The following is a 14,343-nucleotide window of genomic DNA, read 5'->3' as shown; positions in this document are numbered from 1 at the left end:
CGTGACGTTCACCGAGTTGAAGATACGCATTATCAGATGCGCATCCGAGCACTGGACAGGAGCGGACGATGACCCCCGAGGCCTTTTCCGGACCCACCCTCAATCGCCGAGGCTTTCTCGGCGCGGCCCTTGCGGCCGGCGTCGTTCTCGTTGCCGAGTCGACCCCGATCGCAGCGCACGCCGCGGCCGGCGACGTCACCCTGGCCGCCGGTGGCATCAGCCTGCTGGCCAGTCCGGGCGGCCGGCTCGCCATCCGTGACGCCGGTGGCGTCACACGGTCTGCCGGGTCGAAGTTCCAGGTCAAGGACAGCGTCACCGGCATCCACGTGTCCACCGGCGGTACCCCGGTCCTCAGTGCGCTCCCGGACGGGACGCCGGCGATCCGGATGGACTACACCTTCGACGCCGCAGCCGGCTCGACCGAAGTCACCGGCTGGTTCAGCGTCGGCACCTCCCATGCCGTGTTGGAGTGGCGAATCACCGGGGCGGCCACACTGGTCGCGGACGGCTTCTTGTTCAGCCGGGCGATCCAGGCACCGACAGCGCCCGACGACTACATCGCGATCACCGAATGGGTCCGCGACGCGGGCGGAGGCATCCCGTACGAGGACACCCTCGGCGTCGCCCACACCTCTGCCTGGGGATCCGGTCTGCACGGCCTGTTCCTGCTTGACCGGTCCCGCCAGGCCTGGACGAACGCGACCTGGGTGCACGCGCCGGGCGTGGCCGACCCGGCCGGCGGCTGGACCAGCCGGGCCGACTTCTTCTTCTCCGAGACCCGTCCGTCGGCCACCGCCACCATCGGCCGGGGCCGTGAACTGGGCCTCGAACTCACCACCGACCGCGACTTCAACCTGTACGAGTCGGCCGGTGTCCGGATGGAACTCACCGCCCTGGTGGCCAACGGCGGCGCGGCCAAGTCGGTCGACCTGGAACTGTGGATGCGCGGCTTCGACGGCACACTGCTGGCCGCCACGACCGCGACCGGCAGCGTCGCCGCGGCCGGCACCTGGCAGCACACCTTCACCCTGACCGCGCCTGCCGGTGGGATCGCGCTGGCCGAAGTGACCGTCCGGTCGAGTGACGACGAGGCGTTCGCCCGGACCAACCTCGCGGTACTGCCGTCGTACGACTACCAGGCCGGCGCGGACAGCATGTTCGGCATCGCCAACTACCCGTGGCTGCAACGGCCGAGCGCCGACGCGCTGCTGGACCTGTGGCAGCGGGTCGGCATCGGTCTGGTCCGGATCGCGTACGACGGCGGCCCCGGGCTGCCGCCCGCCGCCTTCGACGCCCGCGGGATGCGGCACAACATCGAACTTCAGCCTTCGCTGGATGTGACCGACGCCGAGGCGGCCACCTGGGCCGCGGACAAACTGGCGGTCGCAGTCGGTGCCGGAGCCGGCTACTTCGAGGTCGGCAACGAGTTGAACAGGCCCTTCAACACCGGCGACGCCGCGCAGGCGTACCTGGACAAGGCGCTGCGGCCAGTCTTCGACCGGCGAGCGGTCACCGGCGACGCCGTCAAGCTGATGAACAACGGGCTGGCCGGCATGGACAAGCCGTGGGTGGAGAACTTCATCGCCGGGGGCGGCTGGGACCTGATCGACGCCTTCGCCTACCACCCGGGACGCGGCAACTTCACCCCCGACTACGTACCGCCGGGCGACGACTGGAACACCGGCGGCGACGGCACCTACTGGAACTTCTACGGCGGCCTGCGACAGCTGAAGGCGCTGATGGCCGAGCACGGCGAGAAGGAGATCTGGCTGACCGAGGCCTACGCGCCGACCAAGCCCAACAGCTGGTGGCACGACACCTACCGGCACGCCGCGGAGAACGTGCTGCTCACCTTCGCGCTGGCCAGGGCCGAGGGGATCCGGGGCGTGTGCTGGTACCAGTTCCACGACAGTGTGCTCGGCATGCCGCAGGTCGCCGACCCGGACAACGTCGAGTACCACTACGGCCTGACGAACCGCGACCTCAGCCCGAAGCCGTCGCTCCTGGCATACGCGACAGCGGCCCGCACGCTCGACCAGGCGACCTTCCGAGGCCGACTGTCCTTCGCCGACCCTCGGACGTTCGGCCTGTGGTTCGACACACCCGCCGGCCCCGCGGTCGTGCTGTGGAACCGGGCCGACGGCTACCTGCTCAACACCGACGGCCAGCGCACCGACTGGCACTTCCCCGCCCCCGAGGTGTGGATCGACCCCTGGCCGACCAAGACCCCGGTCGTGGCCGCCGCCACGAACTCCGTACGGCAGGTGGACGCGATCGGGCAGGTCCGGCAGCTCCCGGTCACCAACGGCAAGGTGACGCTGACGCTCGACGGCGCGCCACGGATCTACTACGGCCTCATGCCGCGCACCGACCGCCAGGGCCACCACACCCTGACGGGCACCCGCCCGAGACGCTCCAACAAGCCCGAAGCCGGCCGTCATGATTTCAGGTAGGTGGCGGAGAGCCGTAAGGCATCGGGGCGTGGTGGACATTGCTGGGCATGAACGCGGATGAGCGGAGTGAACGGCTGGAGCAGTTGTTCCGGCAGACCTTCCGCCGGGTGATGGCGTACTGCCTGCGCCGGGCGAGCGAGGCGGCGGCGCACGACGCGGTGGCCGAGGTGTACGCGGTGGCCTGGCGCAAGAGGCGGCAACTGCCCGCCGACGACGAGGAAGCGGTGCTGTGGCTCCTCGGCATCGCACGCCGGGTGCTGGCCAACCAGGCACGCAGTCAACGCCGTTGGGCTCGGCTGTTGATGCGGGTCGCCGAACGGGCGGAACCCGATCCGCCGCCCGCCACCGACCCGTACGGCGCGGAGGACTCGGGCGACGGCCTCGCGGCGGCCCTGGCACAGGCCTCGGACGCCGACCGGGAGTTGCTGCGCCTCGCGTACTGGGACGACCTGTCCCGCAACGACATCGCGACCGTGCTTGGCATCTCCGTCGGTGCCGTCGACACCCGCCTCCACCGGGCCAGACATCGGCTGCGTCAACGCCTCGCCACGGCGAACCCGCACCAGGATCCGTCAAAGGAGAAGGACCATGCTGAGCGATGACGTGCTCGATCGAATGCTCCGTAACAGCGATCCGGATCCCGGCGACACGGCCACGGACCCCAACTCGCCCACCGCGGAACGGATTCTCGCCCAAGTACGCCGACGCACCCGGCAGCGGCGCAGGCGCACCCTCATCCTGGCTCCGGTGGTGGCGCTGGTCGTGGCGGGCGCGACCGCGGGGACGTACGCCTGGGTGGCAGGCGACGGCAAGGGACACACTCTGGACTCGACGGGACTGGTCTGCGTAGGACCCGCCCAGGGGGATGCCGTCGTCGGCTTCGACCCCGGGGCAGACGATCCGGTGACCGTATGCCGACAGCAGTGGCCCGAGATGTTCGGCCGGTCGGCGCCGGACGCGCTCACCGCATGCGTCGACAGCTCGCTCCAGGGTTCCATCAAGGTCTACCCCGGCGGCAAGGACCAGTGCGCACGCCACCGTGCCGACCCCTACCTCGGGCCGACGCGGGAACAGCTCGGACTCTCCCGCGTCCGTGCCGACCTCAAGGAGCAGTTCGCCGATCGCACCTGCATCCCCCACCCCGAGCTCCGGAAGGTGATCGGCGGGCTCTTCGCCCGGCACGGCCTCGACGGCTGGAAGACAGGCCACTTCCAGACGGCCGGCAAGGAACCGGAAGGCCCCTGCGCGGACATCGGCTTCATCGACGAACCGGAACGTGTCATCTGGCTCGGGGATCACAAGGACGGCGCCCCCATCAACTGGCCGTAGACCGCCCCATGTCCGTCCGGTACGGCGTCCGACCCGAAGTCCTGGGCCGGGCGCCGTACGCCGTGCAGGCGCGGCACGCCGTAGCAAGCGCCGGACGCCGTACTGGCGAGCGCGCCGAATCCCGGGACTCCGTGATCAAGGAGCGGCACAATGTCGGGCAGCAACGGTCCGATGTCGCTCCGGCGGCCGCACACACCCGGGACGCCCGACGTGTTGCCCGGGGAAGGGAAAGACATGAGTGAAGCCCAGACCCCGTCCAACGGTTCGGCGAGGCTGAACACCGAGGTGGCGCACAACGCCCGGGTCTGGAACCACTGGGTCGGCGGGAAGGACAACTACGAGGTCGACCGGGCAGTGGGTGACCAGGTCGCCGGTATGTTCCCCGTGATCCGGGACGTGGCCCGCGCCGACCGCGAGTTCCTAGGCCGCGCGGTCCGGCATCTGGCCGTCGACCACGGGACGCGGCAGTTCCTCGACATCGGCACCGGCCTGCCCACCCTGGACAACACCCACGAGATCGCCCAGCGGATCGCTCCCGAGTCGCGGATCGTCTATGTCGACAACGACCCCGTCGTGCTCGCCCACGCCCGGAAGCTGCTGACCAGCACGCCCGAGGGGGCCACGGACTACCTGGACGCCGATGCCCGCGACCCGGAGACGATCGTCGAGCGCGCCGGAGCGACGCTCGACCTCGACCGGCCCGTCGCGGTCATGATGCTGGGCGTCCTCAACTTCGTCCTCGACACCGACCGTGCACAGGACATCGTGCGACGGGTCATGGCGGCGGTTCCCTCCGGCAGTTGGCTGGTCCTGACCCATCCCACCACGGACGCCGACCTCGGTGGCGAGGGCAACATCGCGGCCATGGAGTTCTGGAACGAGAACGCCACCCCGCCGATCACCGGCCGCAGCCGCGCGCAGGTCACGGCCTTCTTCGAGGGACTGGACCTTCTCGACCCGGGCCTCGTGTCCTGCGCGCGATGGCGTGCCGACTCCGACAGCCCCGCCCCGGTCCCCCAGTTCGGCGCGGTGGCCGTGAAACCCTGACCCGATGGCCCTCATTGCCTCAGGTTCGCCCCCACCGCGGCCGCGACGACGCGGTCCCGTTCTGCCCGCGTGAACAGCCCGCCGGACAGCCAGGTTTCAGCGAGGGCGCGCACCGCCCCGACGAAGCGGGCGGAGGTCTCGAAGGGTGCCTGTGCCCAGAGCACGTCGAGGAAGGTCAGACCGTCGGCGCGTGCGCGGTTGGATACGCCCGAGTCCGCCGCGCCGAACACCACAACGGGTTCGGAACGCCTGAAGTAGGCGTGGTACCGGGTGTCGTCCCCGACGAAGAACGGCGCCAGTGTCAGTCCGTGCGTGGTGAAGTGCAACGGCCGGCCCTCGGGGCGGATCACGTCGGCGAGGTCGCCCCGGAGTCCGAAGTCCTTGTAGAAGGAGAGGATACGGAACGCCTGTTCCTGGCTCCGGGCGACCAGTAGCACCGGCCCGTGGAACACCGACTGGACGGTGGGGTCGTCCAGCGCCCTCTCGATGCGCAGACGGTACGGGGCGGAGACGCCGACCCGGTCACCACTCCGCCAGTTTCTGCTCAGGGTGAGGTAGCTGCCGGGTTCGGCGACGACCCGCTGCCGCACGCCGTTGACCGTGACGGTGAAGCCTCCCGTGGCCCAGGACGGCACCCGCAGTTTCAGGTCGAGCGGGCCGCCGCCCTCACGGAACGTCAGGGTGCGTACGCCCTCGGCCGGGTAGTCGCTCGTCTGCTCGATGACGAGGCCCCGCTCCGGCCAGCGCAGCGTCGAGGCCAGATACAGGTTGACGTACAGCGCGCTGCCGTCGGCGGAGCGGAAGTACACCGAGTCCTGGTACTTGGTGTGGTTCTCCATGCCGGTGCCCCCGCAGCAGGTGCCCGTGTTGTCGTACTCGCGCACGACCCCGGGCCCCATTCCCACGAAGTAGGTGACGAGGGGGCTGGTCGTGCTGCGGGTGTCCCGGCGTGAGGCCAGGATGTGATTGGTCAGGCCCCGCTCGTAGTAGTCCATGTAGGCGGGGTCCGGCTCGTGGAAGAACAACTGCCGGCTCAGTTTCAGCATGTTGTACGTCGCGCAGGTCTCGGCGTTCTTGTCGTCCAGGGTGGCCGCGATGGCGTTCCGGGCGCGGAACATCTCGCCCTGGCCCGTGCCGCCCAGGCTGTACATCCGGGGGCCCGCGACCATGCCCCAGAAGTTGCGGGCAGCGGTGGCGTACTGCTCCTCCCCCGTGTGGTCGAAGAGCCGCAGATAGCCGGTGAACTGCGGGATGTGCTGATTGGCGTGCCGGCCGTCGAGGATGTCTCGGTCCTCGGCGCAGGCGTCCAGCAGAGCGGTGTTGTCGAAGCAGCGGGCGGCGGCGAGGTGCTCCGCCCGGCCGGTGAGGGCGTACAGGTTCGTCATGACCTCGTTCATGCCGCCGTACTCGCCCGCGATGTAGATCGACCACATGCGCTCCAGCTGGGCCTTCGGCAGGCGACCGAGCCGGCTGTGCACCCAGTCGCCCATCTTCGAGACGATCTCCAGGGCCTCGGCGTTCCCGGCCAGGGTGTGTGCGTCGAGGAGACCGCGCATGATCTTGTGACAGGTGTAGTACGGCGCCCAGATGGTGGGGTACGTCGTGTAGCTCTCCAGCAGGATGAACTGCGTCTCCGGGTACGCCGCCAGATAGCCGGGGTGGCTCGGTCTCGGCGAGCCGCTCTGCGCCAGGGCCTTCTGGCACTCGCCGAGCGCGCCGACCAGGTGGTCGAGCTTGGTCTTGAGTGCCGACTCCCGTGTGTCGGCGTACGCCTGGGCGATGAGGCTGAGGAAGTGGCCGCCGTAGTGTCCACGCAGGTTGCCGTCGGAGGTCTCCCAGCCGCCGGGCGGCCGGGCTCCGCGGGTGTCGAGTCCGGCGTTGGCACGGAAGACGGCCAGGATGCGGTCGGCCGGGTAGGTCCTGGCGTAGTCGAGCATCAGGTCGCGCTTCTGCCGGAACACCCCGCTGCCGAGGGTGACTTGATCCAGCGCGAACGGGATGACGGACCAGGTCGGCGGAGTGGGCACCGCAGCAACGGTAGTGCCCCGGACGGCGATCGCGGTCGGGGCCGCGTCGGCGGCGGGCGAGGCGGTGGCGGGCGAGGCGGTGGCCCCTTGCACGAGCGGGACGGCGGCCGTCCCGGCCGCGAGCGTCAACATGCGTCGGCGGGTGGGGGGTTGGGAGGACATGCTCGGACTCCGATCGTCGGTCGTCGGTACGTATGGGGCGACGGCGGGGAACGGCGGCCGCTGTGTCACGGCGGGGCGGTCACGGTGATCGTGGCCGTGGCGCGATAGGTGGTTCCCGCCACGGTTCCCTTCACCTCGAAGGTCCCCGGCCGGGCGTACTGGTCCGGATCCACCGGATCCCAAGTGACGGTGATCCGGCTGTCCTTGGAGCCGTCGTTGTAGGTGGCGACCACGGCCGCCGGGAGCCGGGGCGCCGTGCCGACCCGGGTGGAGAGGCGTTCCTCGGCGATGCTGGTGATCTCGACCGCGTCGGTCTGCCGCACCCATACGGTCACGGTGACGGGCTGTGCGGTCCGGTCGGCGAGCCCGGTGATCCGTACGCTGGTGCCGCCCTCGGCGACCTGCTCGTCGGTGAGGGCCGGCCAGGCGACGGGCGAGCGCGCGGTGGATCCGTCCGAGTACACCAACGTCACTTCCCGGGGCAGTTCGGGGATCTTCCCGCGCGGAGTGGGGACATGGACCTCGCGCACGGACTCCGGTGTCTCGGCGTACACCTTCCATTCCTGCACTCCGAGGGCCAGGTTGGGATGGCCCGTCAGCCGGGCCCGCAGGGCTGTGGTGGTGACGGGAGTGAAGGTGGTCCGGTTGTAGCGGTCCTCGGCGGTGCCGTACTCGCCGGGCGAGGCGACCTCGCGCCAGGTGTCGCCGTCGCGGTACTCGATGACCCAGGACGCGGGAACTCCGACTCCGTCGGCCGCGCCCGGCTGTGCGTCACGGAAGAAGTACAGGTCGGAGCCGTCCACCCGGACAGGGTCGTCCCAGGTGTACTGGACCCACTGGGTGCCCTTCTCGGGCCAGCTGCCCCAGCGCGGGGCGTCGGAGGACGAGGCCGGCTCCCGGCCGTCGTTGATGGCGGCCACCGACTCCCAGCCCGAGGTGTAGGAGGCGGTGGGTGTCGCGGAGGACGCCACGTTGACCTGGCCGTCCGCTAGTCCCTCCGCCTTGACCACGACCTTCTTCGTCGACGTCAACGTGCCGTCGGTGGCGGCGAGTTCGAGGGTGTAGGTGCCTGCCTCGGTGAATCGGGCGACGGTCGTCGAGGCGCGCGGGTCGTCGAAGATGACGGTCCCGCCGTCCGGGCCGTCCGTCGCCTTCCATTCTGCGGAGAGTGTCCGCTCCGGCAGCCCGTCGTCCTCGACGATGCCCGTCAGCCTGACCTGGCCCGGCCTGCTGTACGTGGTGTCGCGCCACGCCTCGACGTACGGGGCCTGGTTCCGGGCAGCCGGCGGCCGGGTGCCTGTGGCGTACGCCTGGATCTCCTTGAGGCCGCTGGTGTGGCCGTCCCGGTGGCGCATCAGCACTCGCAGCTTGCCGGTGCTCACCTCCCGGAAGCGCACCTGGTTGAGGTTGGCCCTCGGGTTGACCGGCGACTTGACTGGGCGGGCCACGTCCTTCCACTGCCCGTCGCCGTCCCCGTACTGCACGGTGTAGAGGGCGGGCTCGGCGTATCCGCCCGGGCGTTTGTCGCTGTAGAAGTAGAGCCTCACGTCGTCGACCTTGCGCGTCCGGCCGAAGTCGATCTCGTACCAGTCCTCCGCGTTGCCCGAGCCGCGGGCACCCCAGTAGGGCTCGTTGACGGTGAAGCCGTCGACGGCACCAGCCACTCCGCGCCCCTCGGCCTCGTGGGAGGCGCGAGTCGTGGCGCCGGTGGCGAGATTCGTCCTCGCCGCGCCTGTCAGGTCCTGGCCCGCCTTGGCGAACAGGTCGGTGACGCGGTCCCCGGAGTCGTACTCGACGTCCTGGGGCTCGGCAACTGCCGTACGCAGTCCGGTCGTTCGGACCTTGGCATCTCCGCCGTCGGGGAAGGTCACCCTGCGTGTGACCGGGTCGTAGACGAGGTGGGTGAGGGAGTCTGCGGTGAAGGCGAGCTTCCCGTCGAGGTACACGGAGTAGCCCTCGGGGACCTGACCCCCGTACGGCCGCTTGCCGTCATCCGGTTCGTCCCACAGCACGGCCACGTCGGTGCCGCGGTAGTTGATGTCGGTGACGGCGAAGTGGGGCCAATCGATGTCGATCGGCGAGAGTTCGATCTTCCGGTCGGTGCGCGGCCGGAAGCCCATGGCGTCCTCGATCACGGTCCAGTTGGTGGTGCCGAGGATGGTGTGGTGGATCCAGGAGCGATAGCCGATCCTCTGCGGATCGGCGCTGCCGTCGGCCCAGAACTCGTTCTGGTCGGGCCACCGGTTGTCGCCGTCGACGTAGTGCGCCCAGGCGTTCCAGGACAGCAGCTTCTTGTACCAGGTGTTGTCGATGTACTTGTTCGGGTACTTCCGCAGCACCGAGGAGAGGAAGCGGAAGGTGACGGTGGAGTTGATGACGGAGAAGTTGTTGCTCCCCGGATGCCCCTGTCCGGCCGCTTCCTCCTTGTCGGCCTGGTTCGCGGTGAAGAACGGGAAGACGGGGTACTGCTCGGCGTCCGCCCACAGCCGCAGCGCTTCGAGGTACTGCGGGTCCTCGTCCGGCGTGGGCATCAGGCCCACGCTGTACGGGTAGTAGTTGTTGATCTCCTTCCACGGCACCAGCGTGTCGGTGGCCACGTGCCGGTGCTTGAGGAGCTTGTCCTTCGGGTCCCAGAGATGCTCGAGGACCGCGTCCTTGACCCGTTTCCCGACGCGGCGCATCTCGTCGGCCTTCGCGGTCTCACCGATCAGTTCGTACGCGTCGGCCGCGGCCGTGGCGTTGCTGTACACGTACGCCGACTCGGCGCGGTCCAGGTTGCCCGGCTTCCAGTCGAAGGACACCGCGTCGGCGTCGTTGCCGGTCATGGCACCCCAGTCGTACTCGATCAGCCCGTTGCCGTCCTCGTCGTAGTTCTCGAGTTGGCCGCGGACGTCCTTCTCGGCGTACCGCGCGAGGTTGCGCGCGATGCCGTCGGGGCCGCCGTGCACCTGGTAGGAGCGCCAGGCGGCCTCGGAGATGTACTGGGTGTAGCTGTTGGACCAGTTTTCCGGATCCCCCGGGTTGTCGGTGTACTTGCTGTTCTTGGACACCTCTCCGGCCGAAACCCAGGGACCGTACGAATAGCTGGGGTCGCGCAGGTACTTGAGGTCGTCGACGAACATGCCGACGGTCAGGGCGATGGCGTTGTTGTAGCCGAGCACGCCCTCCATCGAGGTGGGGAACTGGTAGTCGTTGCCGGGGATGTCGGCGTCGAGGTAGTTGTAACGCAGCAGCCACCACCGGTAGTACAGCGTCTTCTCGATGTTGTCGTCCGGCACGTCCAGGTACGGCAGGTTCTCCGCCCACCAGCGGTTGTAGGTCTGCACGTGGTGCCGGAAGGCGGCGGGCGCGCTCGCGGTGCGCACGGTGTCGTACTCCGGTCGCGAACGGGCGATCTCCTCGGTGACGAAGCCGAGTTGGACCTTTGTGGTGACGGTGCCACCGGCCGGGACGACGACAGCTCGCGTCAGGGCTTCGCCGTCGGGAGCAGGGGCCATTCCCTCACCGCTGAAGCGCGGGAAGACAGTGGTGAGGTTGTTCTTCGCGGCCACCGCGCCGGTGAGTTCCCGGCCCTCGGCGGTCGTGGCGTACGGGGAGGAGGCACGCAACGTGACCTCGCGACGGGCCGATCCCGTGTTGGTCACAGCCAAGTTGGTGACCGCCACGTTGGCGTCGGTGATGAACTTGGTCTGCGTGACCGTCAGTCCGGTCGCCTCGTGGGTGAACTCGCTGCGCCAGTGGCTGGGGGTCTGCGTCCTGGCGGCGGTGTTCTCGCGGAGGGTGAGGTTCTCGCCGTCCACGGCCAGGGTGATGGTGTACGCGGACCGGTTGTCGATGCTCTCCCAGTAGGCGACCTTGCCGCCGAACCCTAGCTGGGAGGGGTTGTGCTCCTTCATGAACACGGCCCGGCCCCGGGTGAACAGCCAGGGGCCGGCCGGGTCCTCGCCCTTGCGAGCCAGCATCCGGTCCATCCAGAAGTCGGTGCCGTTGCCCGACTTCCGGTCGGCGTCGTACTGGGCGTGCATCGTGCGGCGGACGGAGAAGCCCGCCGGTAACTCCGGTACGGGGTCCGCGGATCCGGAGTAGACCGGGTAGCCGATGGCCGAGTTGTCCGCCTCGGCGGGCACGGTGGCGGCGAGCGAGGTCAGCAGCCCAAGTGCCAGAGCGGCGGCCAGAGTTCTTCGCTGGTGGCGTCTTCGCGGTCTGGGCACGACTACCTCTCTGTGGGGGTGTTGTCCGGCGCTTCGGGGCGGCTGTCCGGCTCTGTGGTGCGGTCGTCTTCCTCGCGGTGTTCCGGCCGCGGGGCTCGGTCCGGTTCCGCGGTGGGCAGCCATACGCGCATCGTCGAGGGACCTCGGCCGGCCCAGGAGTGATAGGGCACCAGCACGATCCCCGTACGGTCGGCGTCGGCGTCCGCGTCCGCGTCCGCTGAGAGGGGACGGTCGAGTGGTACATACGGCCAGGCCGCGTCGGCCGCTTCGGCGTGTGCGACGAGTTCCCCGGCGACCACGACGGTGGCGCCCGTGCCCTCCGATCCGCCAGGTCCACCCAGTCCACCCGGTCCGCCCGATCCGTCCAGTCCGTCCATCGGCTGGGTGGACGGGTCCACCCGTATCGCGTCGACCTCGCGTCCGTCCGGCAGGTCCACGGACTCGGCGCAGTACACCAGCGGCCCGCGCTCGACGGCCGCCGTGCCGCGTATCGCGTCGATGCGCGGGTCTGCGCGGGTCCAGCGCGGGGCCACGGGCAGTTCGAGCCGTATCTCGTCACCCGGCCGGAAGACCCGGGTGATCTCAGCCGTGCCGGGGGCGACGGATCGGCGTGCCCCGTCCGGGTCGACCAGCCAGGTGGTGGCGCCGGCCGCCCACGCGGGGACGCGCAGCGACAGGGTCCAGGGCCGGTCCGGGGCCCTGTCGATCCGTACCACCACGTGCCCGTCGGACGGGTAGTCGGTACGGACCCGCAGCGCGACGCCGTGGCCGCCGGCGAGAGTGGTGGTGATCTCCGAGTCGGCGTACTGGTGCAGCTGCACGCCGTGGTCGTCCGCCGTCGCCAGATACCCGGGCAGCTGGGCCAGGGTCCGCGCCACGTTGGTCGGGCAGCAGGACACCGCGAACCAGGGTGCGCGCAGGCTCGATTCGGCGCGCGGGCTGTCGGTGTCCGTGGAGGGTGTGGTGCCTCGGCGCCGCCGGTGCAGGGTGTTGGCGTAGAAGAAGGCCCGGCCGTCGTCGGACGGGGAGGTCGCGATCACGTTGAACAGAGTCCGCTCGGCCAGGTCCGCGAAGCGCGGTTCGCCGGTGGCGAGGAGCAGCCGCCAGCTGAGCATCACGGAGGCGACTCCGGCACAGGTCTCCGAGTAGGCACGGTCGGGCGGGAGCACGAAGTCGTCGCCGAAGGCCTCGTCGCGGTGGTGCGATCCCATGCCGCCGGTCAGATAGGTCCGCCGGGCGACCGTGGCCTCCCACTGCCGTACGACGGCGGCGAGCAGGGCCTCGTCCCCGGTCTCCACCGCCACGTCGACGGCGCCCGCCGCGAGGTAGAGGGCGCGGACGGCGTGTCCGCGCAGGACCGTGGCGTCCAGGACGGGAATGTCGTCCTGGTAGTAGGCGCGGCCGAACTCGGGGTCGGCGAGGGTGCCGTGTCCGCGGCGCTCGACGAAGAGCGCGGCCTGGTCGAGGTAGCGCTGCTCCCCCGTCAGTCTGGCCAGCTCCACCAGGGCCATCTCGATCTCCGGGTGACCGCAGACGCGCTCGATGCCGCCCCGGCCGAAGGTCGCGCACACGTGGTCGGCCGCCCGCCGGGCGATCTTCGCCAGCTCGCCCTCGCCCCGGGCGCGGGTCTGGGCCACGCCCGCCTGGACGAGGTAGCCGTAGCAGTACAGCTCGTGGCCCCATTCGAGGTCGCTGTAGCGGGGCTCCTGACCCGGGGCGCCGAAGGCGGTGTTGAGGTAGCCGTCCGGCTCCTGGGCCGGCGCGATGACCTCGGTGAGCGCGGCGACCTCCGCGTCGAGCGAGGCGCCCGCGCCCTGCCCGGCTGCCTCCCAGGCCATGGCTTCGAGCAGCTTGTAGACGTCGGCGTCGGTGAACTCCCGGCCCCGCCGGTCCTGGTGGATCCGGCCCTCGGCGGCGGCCCGGAAGTTGCCGGTCCAGCCGACGCGTTCCATCCAGTCGCGGCAGTGTCCGAGTGTGGCGGTCGCGTTGATGTGGCGGCGTCGGGCCCAGAAGCCTCCGGTGATCCTGACCTCGTCGAGACCGAGCGGCCGCAGCCTGCCACGGGTCGGCGCCACCGGCAGTACGGATGACTGTGCCGTGTTCTCCCTCACCAGTTCATGCCTTCGGTTCGTCCTTCCGGTTGTCCGTGCGGGTCGGGTCGGATCTGTTCGGATCAGGTCTGCTCGGTCACGTATGTACGGGTCGGGTCCGTAAGGGCCACGTATGTACGGGTCGGCCGTTCGGCTCTTCGGGGCGCGCTCGACGGCACTTCAGCCCTTGAGCGCGCCGGACATGAAGCCGCGTATGTAGTGGCGTTGCAGCAGCAGGAAGAGGAGCAGGCAGGGCACGGCGAGGACCACCACGCCGGCCTCGGTGGCGCCGTAGTCGACGGCGCCCATGCTCTGCTGCCGCAGGTTCGCGACGGCCAGTGGCAGCGGCGCCTTCTCGCTGTCGGAGATGAGGATCAGCGGTGCGATGAAGTCGTTCCAGGCCGCGAGGAACGCGAAGAGCCCCACGGTGATCAGCCCCGGCCGCACGGCCGGCAGGAGGACGCGGCGCAGCGCGCCCGCCGTGCCGCAGCCGTCCACGAGCGCCGACTCCTCCAGCTCGCGGGGCACCGCCTCGAACGAGATCCGCATCATGAAGGTGGCGAACGGCAGCTGGAACATGGCCAGTACGAGGCTCAGCCCGACCAGGGAGTTCTGCAGATGGAGCCTGCCGAGCAGCACGTACAACGGGATGAGCAGGGTGGCGTACGGGACCATGAGGATGGCCAGGGTGAGCAGGAACAGCAGGTTCTTGCCCGGGAAGTCGAAGCGGGCGAAGGCGTAGCCGCCCAGCAGCGACACCCCGAGGGTCAGGGCGACGGTGAGCGCCGACACGACGGTGCTGTTGAGGAGATAGCGCCACAGGCCCGCGTCGTAGTCGAGGAGCGTCCGGTAGTTGCCCAGGCCGTAGCCCGATTCCTGTGCGGTGCCGGGCTGTCCGCTGACCGAGGCCCAGGCGTTCCACACCAGAGGGAACAGGAAGATGACGGCCAGACCTCCGGCGACGACGTAGTAGGGCGTCCGGCCGAGGGCGCGGGTGAGCACCGTGGTGTCCCCTCTCATCAGG

General features: G+C 69.9%; 9 protein-coding genes. 4 read left to right on the top strand and 5 right to left on the bottom strand.

Features of this window, described 5'->3' with window-relative positions:
• The first annotated feature begins 68 nt into the window (after positions 1–68).
• From JEQ17_RS45920 to JEQ17_RS45910, 3 genes are read left to right on the top strand one after another with little or no spacing between them, the layout of a single operon-like run.
• A complete protein-coding gene (locus JEQ17_RS45920; RefSeq protein WP_234048627.1) occupies positions 69–2,453 on the top strand; it encodes a hypothetical protein in 2,385 nt (794 codons plus the stop codon).
• A 47-nt stretch (positions 2,454–2,500) separates the two neighbouring features.
• Positions 2,501–3,055, top strand: a complete 555-nt coding sequence (locus JEQ17_RS45915) for an RNA polymerase sigma factor (protein WP_200400871.1) — start codon at positions 2,501–2,503, stop codon at positions 3,053–3,055.
• Positions 3,042–3,782 carry a hypothetical protein gene (locus JEQ17_RS45910; protein ID WP_200400870.1) on the top strand — a complete coding sequence of 247 codons (741 nt, stop codon included), beginning with the start codon at positions 3,042–3,044 and terminating at the stop codon, positions 3,780–3,782. The genes JEQ17_RS45915 and JEQ17_RS45910 overlap by 14 nt, the downstream gene beginning before the upstream one ends.
• Here the strand turns inward: JEQ17_RS45910 and JEQ17_RS45905 are convergent.
• Positions 3,749–4,018, bottom strand: a complete 270-nt coding sequence (locus JEQ17_RS45905; RefSeq protein ID WP_200400869.1) for a hypothetical protein — start codon at positions 4,016–4,018, stop codon at positions 3,749–3,751. The two genes, JEQ17_RS45910 and JEQ17_RS45905, sit on opposite strands and share 34 nt — an antisense overlap.
• Between JEQ17_RS45905 and JEQ17_RS45900 the strand changes: the two genes are divergently transcribed.
• Positions 4,017–4,829, top strand: coding sequence for an SAM-dependent methyltransferase (locus tag JEQ17_RS45900; protein WP_200400868.1), 813 nt, complete (start codon positions 4,017–4,019; stop codon positions 4,827–4,829). The two genes, JEQ17_RS45905 and JEQ17_RS45900, sit on opposite strands and share 2 nt — an antisense overlap.
• A gap of 11 nt (positions 4,830–4,840) precedes the next feature.
• On the opposite strand, the gene JEQ17_RS45895 is transcribed toward JEQ17_RS45900, so the two are convergent.
• The 4 genes from JEQ17_RS45895 to JEQ17_RS45885 form a co-directional block, all read right to left on the bottom strand.
• On the bottom strand, positions 4,841–7,018 hold the full coding sequence (locus JEQ17_RS45895) for a beta-L-arabinofuranosidase domain-containing protein (protein WP_234048626.1): 2,178 nt from the start codon (positions 7,016–7,018) through the stop codon (positions 4,841–4,843).
• Between the two features lie 65 nt (positions 7,019–7,083).
• On the bottom strand, positions 7,084–11,229 hold the full coding sequence (locus JEQ17_RS45890) for an Ig-like domain-containing protein (RefSeq protein ID WP_234048625.1): 4,146 nt from the start codon (positions 11,227–11,229) through the stop codon (positions 7,084–7,086).
• Positions 11,230–11,231: 2 nt separating this feature from the next.
• On the bottom strand, positions 11,232–13,340 hold the full coding sequence (locus tag JEQ17_RS50300; RefSeq protein ID WP_234048624.1) for a glycoside hydrolase family 127 protein: 2,109 nt from the start codon (positions 13,338–13,340) through the stop codon (positions 11,232–11,234).
• A 159-nt stretch (positions 13,341–13,499) separates the two neighbouring features.
• Positions 13,500–14,321, bottom strand: coding sequence for a carbohydrate ABC transporter permease (locus JEQ17_RS45885; RefSeq protein ID WP_200402063.1), 822 nt, complete (start codon positions 14,319–14,321; stop codon positions 13,500–13,502).
• Positions 14,322–14,343: the final 22 nt, after the last annotated feature.

It is taken from the genome of Streptomyces liliifuscus (assembly GCF_016598615.1).
GTDB lineage: Bacteria > Actinomycetota > Actinomycetes > Streptomycetales > Streptomycetaceae > Streptomyces > Streptomyces liliifuscus.
The sequence above is the reverse complement of the archived record's forward strand: the minus strand, read 5'-3'. Positions and strand labels throughout refer to the sequence as shown.